Source organism: Bifidobacterium sp. 7101 (assembly GCF_000499285.1).
Taxonomy (GTDB): Bacteria; Actinomycetota; Actinomycetes; order Actinomycetales; family Bifidobacteriaceae; genus Bombiscardovia; species Bombiscardovia apis_A.
The window spans coordinates 169501-192795 of record NZ_AWUN01000001.1 but is presented as its reverse complement, the minus strand read 5'-3'; the positions used below and the strand labels follow the sequence as shown (position 1 = coordinate 192795).

Annotated in this window: 19 protein-coding genes and 1 tRNA gene; 9 read left to right on the top strand and 11 right to left on the bottom strand. The window is 53.9% G+C overall.

Features of this window, described 5'->3' with window-relative positions:
* Positions 1 to 17 precede the first annotated feature (17 nt).
* The 7 genes from rpsF to P272_RS0100685 form a co-directional block, all read right to left on the bottom strand.
* A complete protein-coding gene (gene rpsF / locus P272_RS0100715) occupies positions 18 to 314 on the bottom strand; it encodes a 30S ribosomal protein S6 (RefSeq protein ID WP_015021308.1) in 297 nt (98 codons plus the stop codon).
* Positions 315 to 453: 139 nt separating this feature from the next.
* Complete coding sequence (rfbB, locus tag P272_RS0100710) at positions 454 to 1449, bottom strand: dTDP-glucose 4,6-dehydratase (protein ID WP_044097620.1); 996 nt, start codon at positions 1447 to 1449, stop codon at positions 454 to 456.
* A 61-nt stretch (positions 1450 to 1510) separates the two neighbouring features.
* Entirely contained in the window at positions 1511 to 2659 is a 1149-nt protein-coding gene (locus P272_RS0100705; RefSeq protein WP_052323067.1) for a LicD family protein, read from the bottom strand.
* Positions 2652 to 3782, bottom strand: a complete 1131-nt coding sequence (locus P272_RS0100700; RefSeq protein ID WP_029677655.1) for an NAD-dependent epimerase/dehydratase family protein — start codon at positions 3780 to 3782, stop codon at positions 2652 to 2654. Before P272_RS0100700 ends, P272_RS0100705 begins: the two co-directional genes overlap by 8 nt.
* On the bottom strand, positions 3782 to 4468 hold the full coding sequence (locus tag P272_RS0100695; RefSeq protein WP_253269648.1) for an IspD/TarI family cytidylyltransferase: 687 nt from the start codon (positions 4466 to 4468) through the stop codon (positions 3782 to 3784). Before P272_RS0100695 ends, P272_RS0100700 begins: the two co-directional genes overlap by 1 nt.
* Positions 4469 to 4579: 111 nt before the next feature.
* Entirely contained in the window at positions 4580 to 5857 is a 1278-nt protein-coding gene (locus P272_RS0100690; RefSeq protein ID WP_029677653.1) for an ABC transporter ATP-binding protein, read from the bottom strand.
* Positions 5857 to 6696 carry an ABC transporter permease gene (locus P272_RS0100685; protein WP_029677652.1) on the bottom strand — a complete coding sequence of 280 codons (840 nt, stop codon included), beginning with the start codon at positions 6694 to 6696 and terminating at the stop codon, positions 5857 to 5859. The genes P272_RS0100690 and P272_RS0100685 overlap by 1 nt, the downstream gene beginning before the upstream one ends.
* Before the next feature lie 158 nt (positions 6697 to 6854).
* On the opposite strand from P272_RS0100685, the gene P272_RS0100680 reads away from it, so the two are divergent.
* On the top strand, positions 6855 to 7997 hold the full coding sequence (locus P272_RS0100680) for an acyltransferase family protein (protein ID WP_052323065.1): 1143 nt from the start codon (positions 6855 to 6857) through the stop codon (positions 7995 to 7997).
* A gap of 39 nt (positions 7998 to 8036) precedes the next feature.
* Here the strand turns inward: P272_RS0100680 and P272_RS0100675 are convergent, their stop codons facing one another.
* The 3 genes from P272_RS0100675 to P272_RS0100665 are packed head-to-tail and all read right to left on the bottom strand — an operon-like array spanning position 8037 to position 12678.
* Positions 8037 to 10031 (bottom strand): DUF6020 family protein, encoded by a 1995-nt coding sequence (locus P272_RS0100675; protein ID WP_155804889.1) that lies wholly within the window; start codon positions 10029 to 10031, stop codon positions 8037 to 8039.
* Positions 10032 to 10048: 17 nt separating this feature from the next.
* A complete protein-coding gene (locus tag P272_RS0100670; RefSeq protein ID WP_029677649.1) occupies positions 10049 to 10981 on the bottom strand; it encodes a glycosyltransferase family 2 protein in 933 nt (310 codons plus the stop codon).
* Positions 10981 to 12678 carry a glycosyltransferase gene (locus P272_RS0100665; RefSeq protein ID WP_029677648.1) on the bottom strand — a complete coding sequence of 566 codons (1698 nt, stop codon included), beginning with the start codon at positions 12676 to 12678 and terminating at the stop codon, positions 10981 to 10983. The genes P272_RS0100670 and P272_RS0100665 overlap by 1 nt, the downstream gene beginning before the upstream one ends.
* A gap of 118 nt (positions 12679 to 12796) precedes the next feature.
* Between P272_RS0100665 and P272_RS0100660 the strand changes: the two genes are divergently transcribed.
* Positions 12797 to 13774: a glycosyltransferase family 2 protein gene (locus P272_RS0100660; RefSeq protein WP_029677647.1), complete on the top strand. Its 978-nt coding sequence runs from the start codon at positions 12797 to 12799 to the stop codon at positions 13772 to 13774.
* 38 nt (positions 13775 to 13812) lie between these two features.
* Here the strand turns inward: P272_RS0100660 and P272_RS0100655 are convergent, their stop codons facing one another.
* Positions 13813 to 14514, bottom strand: a complete 702-nt coding sequence (locus tag P272_RS0100655; RefSeq protein WP_029677646.1) for a metal-dependent transcriptional regulator — start codon at positions 14512 to 14514, stop codon at positions 13813 to 13815.
* A gap of 175 nt (positions 14515 to 14689) precedes the next feature.
* Between P272_RS0100655 and P272_RS0100650 the strand changes: the two genes are divergently transcribed.
* From P272_RS0100650 to P272_RS0100615, 7 genes are all read left to right on the top strand, one after another.
* Entirely contained in the window at positions 14690 to 16132 is a 1443-nt protein-coding gene (locus tag P272_RS0100650; RefSeq protein WP_216476231.1) for an Nramp family divalent metal transporter, read from the top strand.
* 332 nt (positions 16133 to 16464) lie between these two features.
* The gene (locus tag P272_RS0100645; RefSeq protein ID WP_029677644.1) at positions 16465 to 17907 is read left to right on the top strand and encodes a catalase; all 1443 of its coding nucleotides are present in this window, start codon (positions 16465 to 16467) and stop codon (positions 17905 to 17907) included.
* Between the two features lie 126 nt (positions 17908 to 18033).
* Positions 18034 to 18121 (top strand) — tRNA-Ser (locus P272_RS0100640).
* Between the two features lie 232 nt (positions 18122 to 18353).
* Complete coding sequence (locus P272_RS0100635) at positions 18354 to 19808, top strand: tyrosine-type recombinase/integrase (protein WP_172636678.1); 1455 nt, start codon at positions 18354 to 18356, stop codon at positions 19806 to 19808.
* Positions 19809 to 19810: 2 nt separating this feature from the next.
* Positions 19811 to 20320: a hypothetical protein gene (locus P272_RS0100630; protein WP_044097618.1), complete on the top strand. Its 510-nt coding sequence runs from the start codon at positions 19811 to 19813 to the stop codon at positions 20318 to 20320.
* 309 nt (positions 20321 to 20629) lie between these two features.
* Positions 20630 to 20845 carry an excisionase family DNA-binding protein gene (locus P272_RS0100625; protein WP_029677641.1) on the top strand — a complete coding sequence of 72 codons (216 nt, stop codon included), beginning with the start codon at positions 20630 to 20632 and terminating at the stop codon, positions 20843 to 20845.
* 569 nt (positions 20846 to 21414) lie between these two features.
* A complete protein-coding gene (locus P272_RS0100615; protein ID WP_172636677.1) occupies positions 21415 to 22956 on the top strand; it encodes an AAA family ATPase in 1542 nt (513 codons plus the stop codon).
* Positions 22957 to 23295 lie beyond the last annotated feature (339 nt).

Genomic DNA, 23295 nt, shown 5'->3' with positions numbered 1-23295 from the left:
GTCCCTTTGCTGTTTGCTTACTTGTCATCCTTGCGAAGAATCTTGGTGCGGATGACGGACTCGTTCAGATTGAGCACACGATCGAGCTCAGCGCTGGCGGAAGGCTCGCAGGTGTACTCGACCACCACGTAGTTGCCTTCCTTGTGCTTATCGATCTCGTAGGCCAGCTTGCGACGACCCCAGACATCGATGTTGTCGACGGAGCCGCCTTCCTTGGTGACCACCTCGAGATACTGGTCGGTCAACTTCTTCAGCGAGCGCTCATCCATGGCCGGATCGGCAATGAACATCAATTCATACTTATGCGCAGACATCACCCACCTCCTTTGGACTTACAGGTCACGGACCTTCCGTGACAGGAGGGTGTATTGCACGCCATTCGTGGCAGAACGGTCCTCTGGCCACGATGGGAACCTGACTAGTTTACATCCAAGGGTGGTACAGCCACAAATATCAGTGTCCCTGCGCCCGATAACGAGCCTCGACCGCCTGCTTGTCACCTGCCCACCACTTGCGGTGACGACGATACCAGTCAATCGTCTCTGCCAGACCCTGCTCGAAGTCTCGGTGCAAAGGCTGCCAACCCAGATCTCGCCGTATCTTTCCGGCATCGATGGCATATCTTCGATCCCCGCCAGGGCGATCTGCCACCAAATCGAATTCGTCGGGCCCGCGCCCCATGAGGCGCAGGATCATACTGAGCACCTCCATATTGCTCAACTCGCCATCAGCGCCGATAAGGTAGGTCGATCCCGGCACTCCATGGACCAGGATGCTCCAGATGGCCCGGCAATCATCCTCCACGTGGATCCAATCTCGAATTGCTCGACCCTGGCCATAGATTCGCGGACGGATTCCGGACAGAATATTGGTGATCTGCCGAGGAATGAATTTCTCGATGTGTTGATAGGGACCGTAATTGTTGGAGCAGTTGGAGATGGTCACGCGGGTCCCGTAGGTGCGCCACCAGGCACGCGCCAGATGGTCCGCCCCTGCCTTGGTGGCCGAATATGGACTCGATGGCCGGTAGGGGCTGGCCTCGGTGAAGCGGCGCGGATCATCGAAGTCAAGATCACCGAAAACCTCGTCAGTGGATACCTGATGGAAGCGGAGGTCGTGGCGACGGGCCGCCTCCAGCAGAACGTAGGTGCCATAGAGATTGGTCCTGATGAAGGGGGCTGGGTCCTGGATGGAGTTATCGTTGTGCGACTCAGCCGCAAAATGAACGATGGCATCAACATGATATTGGCGGATGGCCCGTTCCACGGATTCGGAGTCGCAGATATCGGCATGGACCATGTCGATTCGATCGGGAATAAGGCCATGGAGGTTATCCATCTTGGCTGCATAGGTGAGCAGATCGTAAACCACGATGTGCGTGCCAGGATGGTGGGCCAGCACATAACGCACAAAGTTCGTACCGATGAAACCGGCACCCCCCGTCACCATCAGGCATGAGAGCCCGGACGACTGAAGGTCCTCAACACTGCCCGAACGAAGCCCGGACGCCTCACTTTCGTTCTTCATCGCCAAGGGCCCGTTCCCCGTTAGTCGACAGCATCCGACGCATGGCTCGTACCGATTCGGGCGAGGCAATGTACTCATCAGCGACATGCTCATGGGAATGCATGTCGCGCGGCAGAGCCATGTAATCGCCATAGGCCTTACTCAGGTACTCACGATAATTCCTGGGCACTGGAACGGAGATTCCACGGAAGGACAGCGTTGTCGAACCGGTCCAATCGCCAGTGAAGTAGGGACCGGATGGACGCACCTCATCGATGTTTTCGATACCCCTGATCAATCCTGTAGCGCCATCGGCTGTGGGCAGGATGGATACGCGAGTCGCCAGATCTTCAAGGTGTGCGTGCAGGTCGGATTCCAAGGCGGGTATCAGAGGATCCGCGCCGGAAATATAAATATCGCGGCTCCAGGAGGAACTCTGGTATTGTTTGCGGATTTCCTGGACAAACTGTAAACGTTCCTGCGTGCAGACCCGCCATGCATCCTCCGGATCGCCAGATACCCAATCCAGGGGGAAAAGATCAACAAAACAGGGGTTGGCCTCATCTATAGACCGGAATCTGATCTGCTTGCAAGGCACATACCAGTCCCAGACGACCGTGACACGGAAACGCCCATCCTCACGCACGGCTTTTTCCAACCGACTCAACTGTTCACGAGTGATGTAGACGTCAATATCGTCATCCCAGGGGATAAAATCCTGCTGGCGGAAGGCGCCCAGCACTGTACCCCCGGTACCCCAGTATGAGATCTCATGATCCCGGCAAAACTGATCAAAAAGTTCGAACAGCCTGGCCTCCGCATCCTGGAAGAGCGAATGAATACCTTCGGCCTTGGGCAGTCCTCTAAAGAATCTGAGTTGTGCCTGCTCAGTCGTCTCATGATCTCCCCGGAACAGCTGCCAGTACATGACGCTATTCGAATCATGGACGTATTCCAAGGTTTCATTCAGCGCACGGCATTGCTTCTCCAGGCGATCGAGACTCTCCTGAGCTTTATCCAGGGCCTTCCGTTGATCATCAATCACCTGAAGGAGTTGGGCATATCTGGCATCATCCTGCGCCCGGAAGCCTCGCAAAGACCGTGAGGAGATGGGCAGGCGCCCCTTGATGCCGGCGATCAGACGGCTATTCATTGTCCATGCCTTTCCTCGCTACATTCCCGGTCTGCAATGTTGACGGCCGCATGCCAAAATACCGACCGGTGCGCTCCAGTCCTTGCGCCAATCCGACCTCTGCCTCAAATCCTAGAGCCCGTATTTTGGAAGTATCAAGAATATTGTCCTCCGGAGGGGAGAAGCGCGCAAGCTCATCCTGATCAGGCTGTTCATACCGCACCAGCCCGCCCGGGCGTCCAAAAAGCCGGGTCAATTGCTGGGCCACCCCGGCAATGGTGACTTCTTCCCCGCCATTGGCGATGTTGTATGTCGAATCCTGGCCACGCAAAAGAAGCAACATGATGCCATAAACCGCATCTTTGATATAGCAGTAGCTGCGTCGCTGCAGACCAGGACTGTGCATTTCGATGTCCCTGCCCTTTTGAAGCATCTGCAGAAAAAGCGTGATGATCTTGGGATCGTCGAGACGGTCACCTGGCCCATACAGATAGGCCATACGCGCCACAGTCACAGGAAGACCAAGCTGCAGGCGTGCCCCTGCACAAAGGTTTTCGGCAGCTAACTTGCTGATCGGATAGCAGTTGCGGACCACTGCCGGGTCAAAGCTTCCCCTGTCCTTCTCCTCGAGGATCCCCTCCTGGCTATGACCCCCATAGGCTTCAACGCTGGACAGATAAACCATCCGGAAGGGCTTAGCGTCCAGGCCTGCCAGATATTGCAGAATCTGATCAGTCCCAACCACATTGGTCATCATGGTTCCCAAGGGATCGGATTGATAGGCCACGGGGTCGGCATTGCTAGCTGCGTGGATGCAATACTCTATTGGTCCTTCGCTTTTCAGAGAGAAGGGAGCCCGAAGATCCTGCTCCAAGACCTTCAGCCATGAGCCCTCCCAATCGTCACCTAAAACTTCTCGCAGATGTTTCCGATTTCGGACCAGTGCAAGAACATCGATATGCAAGCCATGGCGACGACACAAAGCAGCCATCAGATGCAGAATGAAGGAACCTACGAACCCTGTCCCGCCGGTAATCAGTATTCTGCAGCCGTCCAGCTCCCGCCACAGGTCCAGGTGAGCATCGGCCAGATCATTCACATCCTGCTTCAGAATGTCTGCATCGACTCGTCTTTCCCCGTCCATCAGGCCATTCCCTTGGCATCGAGATAGGCCTCGAAGAGCGCCACATCCTCAGGACTGGTGAGCTTGAAGTTGGAATTGTCACCTGCTACCGCATGAACCACGTGACCAGTCTCAATCAACAGCGTGCATGTAGCTACTGAATCATGAATGCCCATCTCATCAGCCTGGCGATGAATAAGTGAAAGATCGCGCAGACGCAGGCTCTGTGGGGTCTGGGTTCGCATGATGTGAGAGCGTTCAACCACTCTGCTGCTGGACTGGCCGTCATCGGTATGAAGCAAAGCCTCAGTAGCCGGCACTACAGTGACGGCATTGCCGTATTTCTCCACGCCGGCGATGTTGGCGTTGATCACTTCTTCAGTCAGCAAGGGGCGAACACCGTCATGGATCAGAACGATGTCCTCAGGCGAATACTGTTTCTCGAGATAATGCAAGCCACAACGAATGGATTCGAAACCGCTGGCACCTCCAGGTATGACAGACCGGACCTTGGTCAGGCCGCAATCTCTGACATATTGCTCAACAATCCCTGTCCACTCGGGCAGGGATACGACAATGATGTCCTCGACAGCCACTGCTCGTTGAAAAGCTTCCAGGGTATAGACCAATACCGGCTTGTTCCGAACTACCAGAAACTGCTTGGGCACCGGCCCGCGCATACGGGCGCCAACCCCACCGGCCAGCACCAAGGCTACGACCCTGACGGTGGGCTCATCTGGGGAATCCATGCTCCTCTTTCCCCAACTCTCGTGACTCATGTTCCGATTCTATCGAAAGTGCTACAGGAACAGAAAGGTTTAGAGTGATTCCTCGCCCAAGAGACTGATCTGCAGCCCACGGTCGCTCAACAAGGCGTATTCCCTGTTTCGCTTGTCTCTGATGGCAAAGACACAGGAGTTCTCGTCATTGGTGAAGGCAATCATTTTTGTGGGGGCATTTTTGTCCGTCTGCGCTGCATCTCTCACGCGCAGGGACACGACGAGACGGAATTCGCCATTGTTGAAAATATTCAAGGGCACCGAACAATGCACCACCTGATGCCCACAGGCTTTTAGACGGATGGCATCGGAACCCGTGTCATAGGCTATGCCCCCACGCCGGGTGTCATGCATGGCGATGGCCATATAGAGATTGTCGTACTGGGCGCAGTCGTATTCCACGTCAAAACGGAAGGTATCCGAGCTCTTGCAGACCGAGGATGATACCGGATAGGCTCGCAGGAGAGGTACCTGAGCGCTCAGACCGGTTGGGTATTCATCTCCTTGCTTCTTGCCGTCTGATTGCTTGTCAGTGGCCTTGAGATTCTCCAAGGTGTACCGGTTGGCGACATCATCCTTGTCGCCATTGATCACCACATGGCCGTCCTTGATCAGGATCGCCCGGTCGCAGTACTTCTTCACAGCGCCCATGTCATGGGTGACCAGGATGACCGTCTTGTTGGGATCCTTCTTGACCTCGGTGAAGTAATCATCGCATTTACGTTGGAAAGCCTCATCACCGACGGCCAGAACCTCGTCCAGGATCAGTATGTCACCTTGGGCCTTGATGGCCACGGAAAAAGCCAGGCGCACCTGCATGCCGCTGGAGTAGTTCTTCAGTTTCTGATCCATGAACTCGCCCAGTTCAGCGAAGTCCACGATGTCATCGTACATGGCATCGACCTCGCTGCGGGTGAATCCCAGCAGGGCTCCGTTCAGATAGACGTTCTCGCGGCCCGTCAGCTCCGGGTTGAAACCTACCCCCAATTCGATAAAGGGCACCAGCTTGCCTGTATAGGAGATATGACCGCGCTCAGGATAGTAGATGCCCGAAATCAGCTTGAGCAGAGTTGACTTGCCACTGCCGTTGCGCCCGACGATGCCGAAAAAATCGCCCCGGTGTACTTGGAAGGACACATCCTGCAGCACCTGCTGCTCCTTGTATCCCTTGATTCCTCGGGTCCAGTTGATAAAGGCCTGCTTGAGTCCTGTGGCCTGTTCGGTAGGCAGCCGAAAGACCTTGTCCACATGCTCCACGGACAGGACCACGGGCCGATCGTCTTTTTTCTGACGGATTGGTTCCCCAGCCTTGCTCATCACATCACCTCGGCGAATTTGCGATTGTACTTGCGGAATACGCATACACCCAGCACCACCATGATCACAGTGAGCAGGATGGGGATCATGGTCACGAAGGGATTGCTGATCTGGTTCCATACAGTAGGAGTCGTTTCCGGGGCGATGAATGAATGCCGGATATCCTGGATGGATTGCGCGATGGGGTTGAGCAGGAGCAGCTTGGCTACGACAGGACCCCACCAATGGTGAATTCCCGAGACCGCCGTCAAAGGATAGATGACAGGGATGGAATAGAAGATCACCTGTTGCAACACGTCCCAGATATGCGACACGTCACGGAAGTAGACATACATGGTAGCCATGATCAGCGTAAAGCCCAATGCAAGGATATACAACTGGAATACGCTGATGGGCAGCAACAGGACCCTCCAAGTGAAATGCACTCGGCAGAAGATTGCAAAGATGAGAACCACAATCAGGTTGATGCCGTAGCTGATCAGCGCCCCCATGGTGGCTGACACGACCACAATATAATTTGGGAAATGCACCTTACGCAGGAGGTCGCCACGATCCACAATAGAACGCAGGCCTATGGAAGTTGACTCGTTGAAGAATTGCCAGGAGCTTATGCCCAGAAGCAGGACAACGGGATAGGTCGGCGTACCGTCGGTCATCCTGAGGAATTTGGCGAATACCAGATACATAACCACGAAGAGCATCAGCGGCTGCAGAACGGACCAGGCAACCCCAAGGAAGGAGCCCTGATACCTGAGCTTGAAATCGGTCTTGACAAGCTCACGCAGGATAACCAATGAATAGTGGTATCGCTGGCGTAATCTATCTACGATGCTTCTCACAAGCGTACAGACTACCAAACAGCCGTGAAAGTTATCCTTCTTACCCGGCATCCTCACAAATAACAACGGCTTGTTGATACTTTACAGCTGCTGCTTCAGGTAGGCACCAGGCATTATCCTGTGACGTATTCATGTCATCTCGATGGGAGATCAAAGTGATGTCTCAACCGGATAAGGTAACAGGCCGATCAGGTCGCAGCCTCAATATCGAACTCCTACGCATATTGGCAATGCTGCTTGTCGTTTATTGTCATATGATTATCCACGTTGATTTCACTAACGGGGTCTCGCGCATCGTATTGCCTATGTACCCAGGCTGGAAATCTGCAATCAGTTTCACTATTGTTCAATACGGACAAGTAGGGGTTTCAATCTTCTTCATGATATCAGGATATTTCTTGGTCAAGAAACAATTTTCGTGGAGGCGAATTTTCTCAACCTGGTTCCAGATGTTTCTCTATGCAGTTCTATGCTTAGTAATTGCGATCGTTGCCAAGCAATTCCGACCCCTGCCGTTCGGCACGAATGAGCTGCTATCTGGTTCACAGACCCTGGATACAGTCCTGTGGAGTTTGTGCCCATTTTTGTACAATAGCTACTGGTTTATAGATGCGTACATTCTCATGTTGCTTCTTAGCCCATTCATCAATACTGTATATGCTCACATGTCCCAGAAGCAGGTTCTTGGGCTGATCGCTCTTCTTATGTTCATCGGTACCTGGCCCCTGTTTTTCAGTCGAGCTAATCACTGGAACAATGTAGTCTATGCCGTTCTGGGATATATCATCGGCGCTTATATCCAGACCTACCGAGATTCGTTGCGCGCCATATCCAATGGCGTACTGGCCGTCTGCACAGTATTATGTACAGCACTCATGCTGGAGTTCAATCATTTTGTTTTGTCAGAATCCTACTGGGCACAGAGACTGACATGGACGGCACAAATCCATCAGGGTCTGCAAATACTGCCTATCTGCATCGCCTTTTGCTTTTTTGTGGCAGCTTGTCGGCTACCTCAGATCCGCCTTCCGCACATGTGGAGCACTTTCCTACTACATGTATCAGCCGGGACCTTCGGTGTCTACCTCCTGCACGAGAACACATTCGGATTCCGATTCATCTGGGGCGTTGTCGCTTCTTGGCTACCAAACATATCCAGCAAGACTGGTTTCGTTTTAACTTTTATAGTTACGGGATTGCTCATCTTTGCTGTTCTTGACGTTATTGCTATGCTGATCGACAGATTGCTCACCCATCCCCTTCGCAGATTTATCATTAGTAAAACAGCAGTGAACAGATGACCATAAGAAAGTGTTGATTGGATATTTTTTAAGTCGATCTCAACTGCTTATATCGCGCTCATTGGTGAGTATCTGGACAAATGGCACTGCAAGCGTAAGTGCGAAAACAAAAAGAAAGCTAAGTGTATACCGTGCCTGATGCGCTGGCAACAATAACAAACTGCACCAAGATACTGCAATAGGAATCAGGTAACAAAGGTTCCTATAACGCCTGATTGATATAGTTAGTCCTAATGCCACCAGAGGGATCCATACAGTGTATAGAGCTTCACTGCCAATAAAAGAAAACGGCGGGATTTTATTCAATGCGTTCGTTAACGGAATAGCGATCTTGCCTTGTGTATAACTTAGCCCACATTCAGGATACTCAGTAAGGATCTGCGACCCACCTGCTTCCCACCAGCCACAGCGAACGGGTCCGCTATAGTAATAGGTATCTCCATATACAAATGGATTTATTAGATAAGGCACTGCAGCAATGTAATCCTTTGGGTAGCGGAAAAATAGACGTATCCAAGTTAAAATAAAGTTTTTCCTGTCAGACGAACTAGCATTCAGCCTATACCCATAGTGCTTGGCATAATCAGCTGAATCAGGTTGCCAATAGGGTTTTAAATGATCGATGTCGAGAACTTTGTCAATCGCTTGTCGATCGGATTTTGATAACTCATCTTGATGAAGTATCGCTACTTTCGACAGCTGTTGAATAGGGACAGAAATGGTCTCCTGGGGACCTCCTGGTGCTATATTCAGCGCGGGAAGCACCACTATGGGCACAAAACCAATCACTAGAGCAGCAGGCACAAGCATAGAAATCAAGAAAGCGACGAGCTGCTTTCTAACAACAATTATCGCTAATAGAAGCGACACCGTAGTAACATAGATTCCCAGTTTTTTTGTTAGACCTGAGAACAGACCGAGCACAACAAGGCACAGCACTAATTTCCAGCCAACTGCCTGGCTATTGTTACACCGATATATCACTTCGAAGAAAGCCACCATCCATAAGAGAAAGATGGAAACCCAGGTTGAATCCTTGAGCACAATACTCATATACATAGGAAAGGCTGGCAATATTGCTGCCAGGCACCAACAGACGCAAATACAGGAATCTGGAAGATTTGTTCTTTTCTTAATCCATACTAGCGATACAACTATCGCAAAGGCCGCCACTATGCTCTGCAATGCTATAAGAATGCGAAAACCCAGAATTTCCTGACCAAGCCATAACCCAAGTTCATCAAATAGTCCATATATATAAGTATCAAAAAAAGGGTGGTGATCCTGTCCCGCATATCCCGGTAATTCAGCCATCGTCATGGGATCCCAAACATGTCCTGTACGAAACTGAACTAACTGCACCATAGAATCCACGCCTATAATAGCTGGACCCTGAATTATGAGCATAGGTACCCAACATAGAACCATGGCCAAGGTAGCCACGGTCATGTGTTTAGGTTTGCCATCAAAGAAGCGAACTCCTCTTTCCCAGATATTGAGGTTTGTAGGTGGGATAGAATTTGACGCATCGTCTGTGTTCCTGTACTCAACAAAGTTAGCTGCTTTATGCATTAGCCAACAGATAATAACAGCAAGAGTAAAACCAATTGTCAGCAATTGGACACTAGCAACCATCCAAAAGATCGGTTTGTGCCACTGTGGCACACCACCCACATAATTCGGATAACTGTCGAAAGACACATTAGGCAGTTTCATTAGACGCGGTACAACAATTGAAAGAGCCAAGAAGAAAGAAAGAATTGCAGAAATCAGCTGATCTCTCTTTCCTGCATGATTAAAATTCGGATAAAACCGATAAAATAAAACTCCAAGACACACAGCAAGAGCGATAGAACCAGCTGGGCCAAACTGTGCAATTGAATCCAAACCCTTAGCTGTTAAATTGGCGAAGTTATCGAACGCTGTAGAATCCACGTTCCTAAACGCCAAAGACTGAGCACAAAGGATTCCTACGGCCACAGATAAAAAGCAGCGCAACTTTTGCACGCATGGTCTATTCGTTTTGCTGGTCATTAGTCTCTCCGGATTGCTTACAACTGCGGATAATCGATTGATGGGTTGAACCTTATGGCTTCAATCATCTTGCAGTACATCTGCCGACGCAACTTCTTGTCGACTCCCCCAGACCGCATGGCATACCAAACCTGAGCACAAAAGAGCAAGTAATGAACCGGGCTCTTGTGATGCAATCTGTAGGATCCCTGATTGCGGATGCCATAGGCGAACTTCCAGGCATTCTTCTCGTTGATCATCGAGAAATTGACCCCCTTATTCTCACCCATATCGTGCACCACTACGCTATCGAGAACCTGGACTCCGGGACAGTCTCCGGAGATACGAAGAGTGTACTCAGCATCGTCAAACCAGATGAAGTACTCCTTGTAGGGTAGACCGTAGGCTTCCATAACCCAGCGTGGGATGAGTACGGATACGAAAGATGCCTGATCGATCAGCACCAGATCCCTGAGTCCCATGGCCCGCAACCGACCCCAGTCCCAGGTAGGCACAGGATTGTTCATTTCTGAAATGGTCCCATCGATATATTTGATCAAGGAGCAGGCAAAAGGGATATCCGGGCTCAAAGCCTTGGTCGCTTGTTCGTAGCCTGCGAGCAGCTTTTCCAAAGCATCTGGCTCAGGATACCCATCATCATCGAAGATCCATACGTAGTCGACGCCCATCCGATAGCCCTCGCGCATGCCAGCGGAGAAGCCGCCAGCCCCGCCCACGTTTTTTGGTAGGGTGACAATGCGAAGCTCTACCTTCCCTCCCAAGGGGAATGCGTCCTGATATTCATGCAGGTAATCTGCAGTCCCATCAGTCGAAGCATTGTCGACGATGATCAGAGCCTTGGGCAGGAAGGTCTGGGATTCCAGAGAAGCCAGAACCTTCTTCAGCTTTTCCAGACGGTTGAAGGTGACGACGACAGCAGCCACATTCAGTCGGTTATCTACAGCATTCATCACTGTGCCCATTCTCCCAACATCCGGGTGAAGAAGGAGTCGGCCGATTCCTTCCTTGAAAACTCCTGAAGCCTTTCCAGCTCCGCCGCCCACAACCGACTGCGATCCTGCTCATGATCGTTCATCCTCAGCAGGGAACGGGCCGATTGGCGGACAAGGCCTAGCGATTCTCGAGGCAGAAGCCCCTGGACAGGAACCAGCGTCGATTGAGAACCGACATCTGCGCTCAACACCGGCATGCCTCGGCTGATAGCCTCGATGGTCGTAAGAGTAATGCCCTCATTGATCGAGGTGATCAGCAGAGCGTCCGCCCAATCATATGTTGTAGAAACCGGCTGAGAGACATCACGACGTTCCACTACATGATCCAAGCCATATTTCTCAAGGAGCTTGTGTACCTCCAAGTCCATATCGCCGCTGCCATGCATGATAAAGCGAAAACGACCCGGGAAACGACGTTCCATTTCCTTAGCGACATTAATAAATGCCTCCGGGCGCTTTTGCCTGGTCATCCTCCCTACAAAGGCAACATGGAAGACACCCTGTTGCGCCCGGTCTTTGTACATTGGATGCATTTGATCGGCAGTCAGACCAACCAAGGGCGCCATAACCACCTTTTTCGCCGCTATACCATGATGATTTACCAACCAATCCTGCAGTTGGGGTGAAATGACATGGTGTAGATCGATGTATGGGTCACGGCTCACGCTCTGGTTGGGATAGCCACCGCGGTCATGGTATTCAAGAATGTGCAGTGAGTCGACAATGAACGTATGCGGGTAGTACCGCTTGATCCACCAGAGCCGGTCGTACATCCACTGATTGTGATGAATCATGACGCCACGAATGTTGTACTGCTCAAACAGAGCCCTGAGCAGGGGTACGTCGCCGATGCCCTCCTGTGCAGGAAAGGTCAGATTGATGACGAGGGCATCATCCAAGTCCTTGCTGACGATCCATGGCTGATGACTGTCATTGTTGGTGATGACGATAGGCAATAGCCCAGCTTTACGAGCCAAAGCAACTGTTTCCATGGCCCAACGCTCGGCTCCCCCTGGCTGCAGCCAATGCATAGCGATAATGACAGCCTTGGGAGCCGAAGAGTCCGGTTGCCCAGGTTCGATGGGACTGGCTGGATGATGCACGGAACCACGAGCAAACAGGTCGCTGGTTGAATCGGGACGATAAGTCTCAATAGCCCGGTATCCCGCTTTCTCGCGCTTACACCTGAGCAATTCGCGAACTTGATCAAACAGAAGCGGGAAATGCAGCTCACAGTAGTTATAAATTTGGTTGCGCATGGGCAAGCGGGCGGATAGATTCCGGGCCTTGACTGTCATATCAGTGGCATCGTCCGGAGTAAGTAACACATACCGTTCATTCCAGTCAACCAGTTGATGATGCGAATCAAAATAGTGAGGAGTGAAGGCAGTCTTAGGCTTGGATGTTGACCTGGCTTTGAATTCGACTATAGGTTTAAGTCCGGCTCCCTTGGTTAGAGAACCATTCAAAGTCGAAGTATCTGTCAAGCGAGGATACTGCCAGTCTTCACCCATATAGATCTTGTAGAGCAGTTCTCGACCAGGCTGCATCAACGAATGATAATTGACTGCTGAAATAACCAATCGACGTTGCCGTTTGCTCAAGCCATCAAGTTGCTTCCAGACATCAGGTCCAGTTTCAAATAGCTGCTGCATGTGGTCTATGCTAACCTGAGCGCGGTACGCGCAATGGGTATACCTCTGCTATTGCCCACAAATTTCATAATCCCATATCGACCTCAATCTGAGAATCCCTATATGTATAGTGTTAACCATGAAGCCTGCCTTGGAAGAAACCACCATTGCCGTTCTCTTGCCCTGCTATAACGAAGAGCAGACGATAGGAAAAGTCGTTGACGATTTCCATAAAGCACTTCCAACGGCGACCATTTACGTCTACGACAACAACTCCACAGACAAAACAGCTTCCATAGCACAATCCAAGGGCGCAGTAGTCCGACCGGAACCGCGCCAAGGCAAGGGCAATGTCATACGAGCCATGTTTGAAGATATCGATGCAGACGTGTATGTCATGGCAGACGGCGATGACACTTATCCAGCGGAAAGCGCTCCCGCCATGGTCGACAAGATCCTCGAAGGCTATGACATGGTGATAGGCGACCGACTGAGCTCCACCTACTTCCAAGAGAACAAAAGACCCTTCCATAACGTCGGCAACAGATTGGTTCGCTCGGCAATCAACGGCATTTTCCATGCGCAAGTCAAGGATATTATGACGGGATACCGGGCTTTTTCGTTTACCTATGTTAAATGCTACCCAATCCTGTCCCATGGATTCGAAGTGGAAACGGAAATGACCATACACAGCCTGGACAGGAATCTACGGCTGTACGAAATGCCCGTTCAGTACCGCGATCGTCCTAAGGGCTCCCACAGCAAACTCAACACTGTGGGCGATGGGATCCGCGTACTTTCCACCATTTTCAGAATGATCAGGGAATACAAACCTCTTCCCTTCTTTGGAGGATGCGGACTGCTGATAGACCTGATCGGTTTCGGTTTTCTCTTGTCGGTAATGCTTGAGTTCTGGCAGACAGGATCGGTCCCGCGTATTCCTACCCTTATCGGATCGGTACTGTTGATCCTTGTAGGTCTGTTATCCATCATCGCGGGTATTGTTCTCGATGTTCTAGCGAAAAACGACAGAAGAGCCTACATTCATACTTCAAACCTATTCGCGTATCTTCACCGTCATCAACGAGAGCACGAGGTCAACCACAGCGAACAGTGATGCGATTCAATACAACGAATCACCAAGTGGTTCTTTATTCAGATAAAACTGACCTGAATCAGTGCCGCCTGTTCTTTAGACAGCACAAGAATGTCGCCCGAATCCGAGCCGGATCTGGATTGCATTTCCGTCGGGCTTACGGCTAATTCATCATCAGCCTGCTTACTTTTCACCTGCACCAGACTGCCAGGTCCTATGTGGTAACTGCTGAGTACACGAAGTATTTGTGAATCCTCGTCGCTGACTCGTTGCACCCTTACCGTCGTCCCTGCAGATACTTCCGAAAGAGGCCTTATGGTTGTAGGTATTGGCGGAAGGTCCCCCTCGGGTGAGGGTATAGCATCTCCATGCGGATCCATGGTGGGGTGCCCTAGATACTCGTCGATGCGGTCGACCATCTTGTCGGAGACGGCATGTTCGAGGCTGTCGGCCTCCTCATGCACCTCATCCCAGCCATAACCGAGGACCTGCACCAGGAAGGTCTCCAGCAGCCGGTGGCGCCGGACCATGGTGACCGCATAGCGACGACCGGTTTCAGTCAGCTCCACCTTGCCGTAAGGCCTGTGGGTGACCAGACCGGCATCGACCAGACGGGCCAGCGCTCCTGATACCGTCGACTGTTTCATGCCCGTCCTATCGGCCACCGCAGTCGGCTGGACAGGGCCCTGATCCCATTCCTGAAGGTCCCAGATGACCTTGAGGTAATCCTGGGCGCTGGAAGACAGTTCGGCAATTCCCATGCTCCACAGTCTATAGCACAGCTCCATGGCACGACCCGCAGGTAACCCCGCAGGCATATTTCGACATTGTCACAGATCACCTCTGGTATTCTTCATCAAGCGCCATTAGACTTCGAAGGGTCGAAGTCTATAGCCAGCCACACGACCGCCATGGTCCAGAATCAAGGAAGGTGACATGCCGAACACTCAGACCCGACCCGCCTCAGGGTCCGCCAGTCCAGCGGGATCCGAAGTCATGAATCCGCCGTCCAGCCGGCAGCACCAATCCCATCCCATCATCGAGACGGCCAATGGGCGCTCCCTGGAGGAGATCAACGCCACGGTCTCCGTGCCCAACTCAACCTCCTCCTTCTGGAAGAATCTGGCAGCCTTCTCCGGCCCGGGCGCTCTGGTGGCAGTCGGCTACATGGACCCAGGCAACTGGATCACGTCCATCGGCGGCGGCGCCCAGTACGGCTACCTGCTCATGAGCGTCATTCTCATCTCCAGCCTGATCGCCATGATGCTGCAGTACATGTCGGCCAAGCTGGGAATCGTGACTGGTCTGGACCTTGCCCAGGCCACACGCCAGCACACTAGCCGCCGACTCAGCTTCGCCCTCTGGATCTGCACGGAGCTGGCTGTGATGGCCACCGACATCGCCGAGGTGATCGGCGGAGCCATCGCTCTGAAGCTGCTCTTTGGCATTCCGCTGATCGTAGGCGTAACACTAACCGTCCTGGATGTGCTCATCCTCCTGCTGCTGACCAAGATCGGCTTCCGACGCATCGAGGCCATCGTGGCCACTCTGATCCTGGTCATCATGGCAGTCTTCCTCTACGAGGTCTTTCTGGCCAGGCCGGACCTGCCGGCGGTCTTCCGCGGATTCATCCCTGACAAGGCCATCCTGGGCAACGGACAGCTGACCATGGCTCTGGGCATCGTGGGCGCCACGGTCATGCCGCACAACCTCTATCTGCACTCATCCATCGTTCAGACTCGCGACTTCGATCGAAGCGACGACCGTCAGGTTGCCAACGCGGTCCGCTTCGCCACCTGGGATTCCAACATCCAGCTGTCCGCCGCCTTTGTGGTCAACTGCCTGCTGCTGGTACTGGGTGCGGCCATGTTCTTCGGACACGGCGAAGGACTGGACACCTTCACAGCCCTCTATAACGCCCTCGGTGACAAGACCATCGCCGGGCCGGTCGCCTCCGGACTGCTCTCCACCCTCTTCGCTGTAGCCCTGCTGGCCTCAGGTCAGAACTCAACTATCACTGGCACTCTGACCGGACAGATCGTCATGGAGGGCTTCATCCGCATGAGGATTCCTCTCTGGCTGCGCAGGCTGGTCACCCGAGTGATCTCCATCATCCCCGTGCTGATCTGCACCATAGCCTTCGGTGGCAAGGAGTCCGCCCTCGATAGCCTGCTGGTCTACTCCCAGGTCTTCCTGTGCGTGGCCCTGCCCATATCCATGATCCCCCTGGTCTGGTTCACCTCCTCCAAGAAGATCATGGGCAAGTACGCCAACCCTCGATGGATGGCTTTCCTGGCCTGGATTGTGGTGGCTGTCCTGACCGGGCTCAACCTCCAGCTGGTCGTTCAGGATGTGGGCGAACTGATACAGATGCTCTGACCACCAGTGCGCTGATGAGAGCCGCCGCCATTTGCCGATTGAATGAGGCAGTGCCGGCGGCTTTTTCACAATGCTGTCTGCACCCACCACTTTGGATGCCATAAACGCCTTATCCGATTAGACGCCTCACTTGATTAGTGAGATATCTGACTCTCGCTCAGCGCGCATATCCACCAACTCCATTGCCTGTCAGATACGGTGGAGAATAGCAGGATTTTATCAAGAGTCCTGCCATCAGCGATTGAGCGGTTAACCAAGAGCAGGGTCACAGACCTGGCCCGCATGGGACTGTCGATCGCAAAAATCAAAGATGTGAGAGGAATCGAGCAGACATGAACGACAAACTCACCACCAACGAAGGGCAGCCTTGGGCAGACAACAACCATAGCCAGACGGCGGGAACCCGCGGACCCATCCTCATGCAGGACTACCAGCTCCTCGAAAAGCTGGCCCACTTCAACCGCGAGCGCATCCCAGAGCGCGTAGTCCACGCCAAGGGGGCCGGAGCCAAGGGTACCTTCACCTTGACCAAGGATATGAGCGCCTACACCAAGGCCGACGTATTCAACGGAGCCGGCAAGACCACGCCCATCCTGCTGCGCTTCTCCCAGGTGGCCGGCGAATCCGGCTATCCCGACACCCTGCGCGACGTGCGCGGCTTCGCCCTGCGCTTCTACACCCAGGAGGGCAACTATGACGTGGTGGGCAACAATACCCCCATATTCTTCGTCAACGACCCCCTGAAGTTCCCTGACTTCATCCACTCGCAGAAGCGCGACCCGGCCACCCATCTGCGCAGCCAGGAGATGCAGTGGGACTTCTGGTCGCACTCTCCCGAGTCTGTTCACCAGGTGACTTATCTGATGGGCGACAGGGGCAACCCTGCCAGCTACCGGAACATGAACGGCTACGGAAGTCACACCTTCAAGTGGGTCAACGCCAAGGGCGAGCAGTTCTGGGTCAAGTACCACTTCCTGAGCGAACAGGGCGTGAAGAACATGACCGACGAGACCGCCGCCAAGGTCGCCTCCGAGGACACGGACTTCCTCCTGCATGATCTCTACGATGCCATCGACCGGGGCGACTACCCCAAGTGGAAGGTCTGCGTGCAGATCCTGCCCTACCAGGAGGGCCTGGATTATAAGGACGATATCTTCGACGTGACCAAGGTGGTTTCCAAGAAGGACTATCCGCGCATTGAGATAGGCGAGTTCGTGTTGGACACCAACCCGACCAACTATTTCGATGATGTAGAGGAAGCAGCCTTCTCACCCGCCAACTTCGTCCCCGGCATCGAACCCTCGCCCGACAAGCTGCTGCAGGGCCGCCTGTTCGGATACAAGGACGCCGAGCGTTACCGTCTGGGTGCCAACTACGAACAGCTGCCCATCAACCGCCCGGTCAATGAGGTCCACAACTACGAGCGGGATGGGTTCATGTCCCAGGGCCAGGACGGATCAGTCAACTACGAGCCCAACAGCAAGGGTGGTCCCGTGGAGGACAACGATGCCCGTATGCACGGCGATACCGTCCAAGGGCAGACCGAGTACTCCCGTCCCTATGACAAGGACTACTACTCCGCAGCCGGCCGTCTCTACAGGCTGATGAGCCCGGAGGAGAAGGACCGTTTGATCCAGACCATCAAGAACAACCTGGGATCCGTTGACGACCAGGAAATCCAGGTTCTTGAGACCAAGCAGTTCTACCAGGCCGACCCCGACTACGGCCAGCGTGTAGCCGAGGCCCTTGGCCTTTCCATGGATCAGATCAAGTAACACAGAAACTGGGCGGGAACTGCCGGCGACACGTCTGGACTGGCCTGCAATCCCCGCCCTGTGTTACTATTTCCTAGTTGCCTTGATAAGGGTCACGTAGGCTAAGGCCCCGTTCATTGCAGCCTTGGAGGATTCGCCTAGTGGTCTATGGCGCACGCTTGGAAAGCGTGTTGGGTTCACGCCCTCACGAGTTCGAATCTCGTATCCTCCGCCAGCAAGGGTTTTGAACAACCGTTCAAAACCCTTTTTTCATGCCGATACCGGCGGTATTCCGCCGTTTCCGTGCCTTTTTCCCTGTTTCCAACTGCACCGTTTGATTCCTTTGGGAGCCGTTGAATGCGCTAAGTTAGGTGGTGAGATAGGTGGTGCGGTTTCGATGATGGCAAACTCACCACCTAAGTGCCTGGCAGGACATGCCAGACAGGGATGTTCGGAGGCGGTGGTCCATGGCGAAGAGGGCGAGGCGCAGGAGGTTCGGCTCCATGCCAGTGAAGACCGATGCCAAATCCGGGCGCAAATATCTCGAGGCCCGCTACCAGCCGCCCGTCAGTGCCTACTCCAAGTGGCCGGGCCTGCCCAAGCGGATCACCAGACGCTTCCCGGTGGGATTCGAGACCGAGGCGGAGCGATGGCTCAACGAGGCCGAGACGGCCATACGCATGGACACCTGGCAGCCGCCAAGGATCGAGGAGGACTCCCGCAAGGCCGAGGCCGTCACTTTCGCCCAATACTCGGCCGCATACCTCCAGGAGCATCGCAAGGCCAACGGGGAGCCGATAGCACCCACCACCCGCCAGAAGTACGAGCAGTACCTCAGGGACGACCTGCTGCCCATCCTGGGGGACATGACCATGGCCGCGATAGGCCCGAAGGACATACAGCGTTGGGCCGACTCCATGAAGGTCGGCAAGGCCGGCGAGGGTGCCAGCATCAAACGGCATGTGTGGGAGCTGCTCAGCGCCATCTTCAAGGAGGCCTGCTCCAAGCCGCTGGACGAGGACGGTACCACCCTTCTCCAGAACAATCCGGTGCTCCTGAAAGTGGACCGGCCCGACTCGAACCGTGCCTACGGTGACGTGTCCATGGACGAATTGAACACCCTGGCCGAGGCCATGCCAGGACGGTTCTCACTGGTCCTCTACTTGGTGGGAGTCCTCAGCCTCAGACCCGGGGAGGCGTACGCGCTGCAACGCAGGGACATCGAACTGGCGGAGGACGGCTCCGGCGGCGTGGTGCATGTCACCAAGAGCGCCAAGGGCATCATGAAGAACGGCCACAAGGTCATGGAGGTGGGCAGCACCAAGACCAAGGGCAGCGTGCGCGACCTAGAACTGCCACCATTCCTCATCCCCCATATCCGTCACCACCTGGACACGTATGTGGAGGATCGGCCCAACGCCTGGCTGTTCACCGGCGAGCGCACCAGGGGCCTGGTGTTTGACCAGTCGGTGCGCAACGCCTGGTATCGTGCCCGCAAGGCCGTGCCCCGCCTGGAGCAGAGGAGGCTGAGGCTCTATGACCTGCGACACCGGGCCCTGACCGAGGTCGCCAAGCACACCAACAGCATCAAGGCCGTCATGGCCCAGGGTGGTCACACCCAGGTCAGCACGGCCATGCACTACCAGCACGTCACCGAAAGCGAGCGCGGGAAGATCCTCGCAGGCATAGAGGCCGAAGGCGAGGCGGCGGAGCACAAGGAAAGCCCTCAACATGACACTGAATCCGGCCGCCAGGATGTGCAGGAGCTGGAGGCGCTCGCGAGCGCCTTGGAGTCCATGGATTTGGAGGTTCGGGCCCAGGTGTTGAAAGGGTTGCCCTCGGTACGACGGAACGAGGTCCTGGCCTGCTTCTCCAAACAGGTGCAGGCGGAGACCATGCAGGAACTATTGAAAGGAATATGATTATGCGATTGGACACACGAACGTTGAATACATTGCGGAAAGCGGTTCCGGCAATGTTTCAGGAGGATTATTCAAAAGAGGATGCCAGAAAAGCTTTTAAGTCCATGATGGAGTATTCGTATGAGGAAGGTGTTTTGCGTCTCTTCCCTGAGGAGTTGAAATCCGAGCCAGACGCCCATGTGGATCAGATGGCCACGGCTCTTCTGAAGTATGCGGCCAGTGATGCAATAACATTGCCGCAATATGCTGATGAATTAACGGATTTGGGCGACTTGGTTCCTGTGGCATGGGGTGTCTTTTGCGTAAAAAAGCAGACGCGGATTCTTACACGTCTACATAGGCCATTGAATCATCCTGAAGGCATATATTACCGGGGGCGAGATGTTGTGATTAGGGCTTGTGGCGAGGAGAGTTGTTTTAGTGGTGAGGGTAACTTCAGACAATTCCAATTGATTGCTAAAGCCTTCAAAGGATATGCGCCATGTTCACTGACCGAATTCGATATTGTATGACGTTGAAGCCCTCCATACTCCGTGTTAAGGTGTGAATTACTGGTTTCGAGTAATCGGAGCTAAGTGGGGGTGCCTTCCCCTTCATCCAAGGCCCGTGGAATTACTCTCCACGTAATATTCGGGTCAGTGGCAACGCACTTAAAAACAGGGCAAAGCGTCACCAGCGCTTAACAAACAGGTCAGCGTCGCGCAGCTTTATGTGTCAGCAGATTTAATCGAAGTCTGCCCGCGCCCCTGCTTGGGGTTCAGGCAACGCCCTGTTTTTAGGAAGTGTACATGCCACAGGAAGCACTATCAGCAATTCCGTCCATGAAGGACACCCGGAACCGCTCATACCATCATCAGGACGGCAGCGGCAACCTGACCCCATTATCCGTCTCCGTGTCCGAGGCCACGCGCCTGCTTGGTTTCAAGGACACGAAAAGCACGTACCGGCTCATTCATCAGGGGGAGGTCAAGGCCCGCAAGTCGGGTCGTATTTTCCTGGTCAGCTATGCCAGTCTCAAAGCCTATATCGAGGACTAGCAGAACATGACAGGAGTAAATGTGGACCCCAGTGCCGACGGCACAGGGGTTACTGGAACGTACTTCTCTAGTATATCCGTCGAAGATGACGAAGCCAATCAGGTCAGTTACGTACTTGAGACTGTGAGCGACTACCTGCTGGAAACAGCGTACGGCTTCTACTCGCGCAGCATCAGCCTCCATACCGACCGGGCGGCGAGATGCCTCGCCTTGCTGGTTTTGGCTTCAAATATCCGCCCCATGCCAGTGGCTGTAACCGCTCGCGTTTCTGACCAAGGAGCAAGCGTCATGGTGCAGGCAGCCAGCCTGCTGAGTCCTGACGGATGTCTAGCTTTCACGCCCAGCCTAAGCCAGGCGTACCGCAGAATACTGCTCGTGAGTGTTCCCACAGACCAAGCTACCAGTACTTTACTCAACTCGGGCTTAGTACCTTCCCGCGCTCGCAGAGATGCCGCTTACATGCATGCTCGCCTCGCCACCTGTGCCGGCATACACCAAAAGGAAGTGCTGGAACATGGGAGCAAACCATCCCAAATACTCAAGACTCTGGCGACACTCGCAGGAGACCCATGGCCTCGTATAGCGGCAGATCTCCTAGAGAAGGAGGTGAGGGACGAGTGAACGAGAGGTATAAGGATCTGTCATATGACAGGATTGCGCGGCCTAGGTTCCTGTATGACCAGATACTTGTTGAAGGTGTACTAAACATCGTCGCCGGTGAGAGCGGCATAGGCAAAAGCACCCTGGTGTTAGACTGGGCGGCCAAAGCTACTCAGGGGGCATTACCTGGAGACCACCAAGGACAGCCTATGAACGTATGCATCTATTCTCCGGAAGACAGCCGTTCAATGCTCAAAGCCCGCCTGTTGGCCGCTGGAGCCGACGTGAGCCGTGCAGTGCCTATAGGCGAGCGCTACAACGAACAGGGAGAAGAAGTCCTTTGTGACTACCTGCTACCTGACAATATCGACGCGTTGGAGGAAGCTCTGGAAACAAATAGCAGCCCCTTCCTGATTGTTGACCCCCTGTCCAACCTGGTGGGAGGCGACGGAAACAAGAGGGATGATGTGCGCAAAGCACTTAACCCTTTGGCTGCACTCGCCCGGAGGCTGGACGTGACGATAGTGGGGTTGTTGCACTTTGGTAAGGGCAGCGGTAGGAACGCCAGGCATATGGTCAGCGGATCCCATGCCTACATTGACATTTGCCGTTCCCTGCTGACCATGGCTCAGGATCCTGAGACTGGGGAAGTGACAGTCTCCCAGGACAAGGCCAACTACAGCAACCTGCCCGCCTCCGAGCATAACTGGAGCTTCCGCCTAGAATCCGTGAACATGAAGGACGACAACGGAGAACCCATGAGCGTGGGCCATGTGACCGGTTGGGCCCACTCCGACCGTAGCGTTACCGAGGTAGTCAACACGTCCATCGACCTGGGCGACGATGAGCCCAACGACTGTCAGCAGTTCATCATCGACTACTACCAGCAGAACAAACGAAGCACACCCGACATGCTAGGTTGTGGGTTTCCTGCCAATGAAGTCATTGCCGCAGGCAGCGGCGAATACACGAAACAGCAACTCAAGGACGCTCGCAGAAGATGCAAGGGATACCGGTTCGAGTCCAAAAGGTTCGGCGGTGAGTGGTGGTGGTTCACTACAGGTTCGCGCCACCTTGCCACCTTGCCACCTTCCAATGATTCCAACGGTTCCCGTGGGGGCACAAGGTGGCAAGGTGGCGTACCAGAAGTGCTCGTGCCACCTTCCCCTCAGCCCAACGATTCCAATGCCTCCCAGCCCTTTATACAGTCAAGGTGGCAAGGTGGCACGCATAATGAGGCGAAGACTCCAAACGCGCAAGGCCAGCGGAAGGATAATGACCAACGCGGCTCATCCAAGGAAGAGCCTAACCCTGACATAACCTCTTGGCTGACTACACTCCCCCAGTTCGTGGGTAGCGTCGATTGGGCCACACTTACCAAGCGGCAGCTCATAGCAATAAGGAATCAAAAGCCAGGGCTGTGGATAAACAAGGCCAACGAGGAACTGTATAGGCGAGACCGGAGACAGCAGGACACGACCATGAAACAGGAATGCCAAAAGATCGCTTGACCCTGAAGACATGATAGAAGAGGCAAGAGTGGGACGACCATCTATCCAGAGGAAAGCCGTTCCACTCCTGCATGCCTATCTAGATCCGCATATGCAGGCTTGCGAGAGGATTCCAACGCTCGCGAGTGCCTTCTGGTCTTCCTCGGTGAGCAGACCCATGATGACCAAGGGCTCCGGGGGGGGGGGGCACTCCCGCCAGCCCTAGGCGAAGACCGCCGGATAGCACCACCGGACATGCATGCGCCGTGAGAGTCGTTTTTTATTTGGACCCAGCCAGATGGAGCCATGAGTAATCCAAGACGCTCAGACCCTTCACCATGAGGCCACCAGGACCATCCA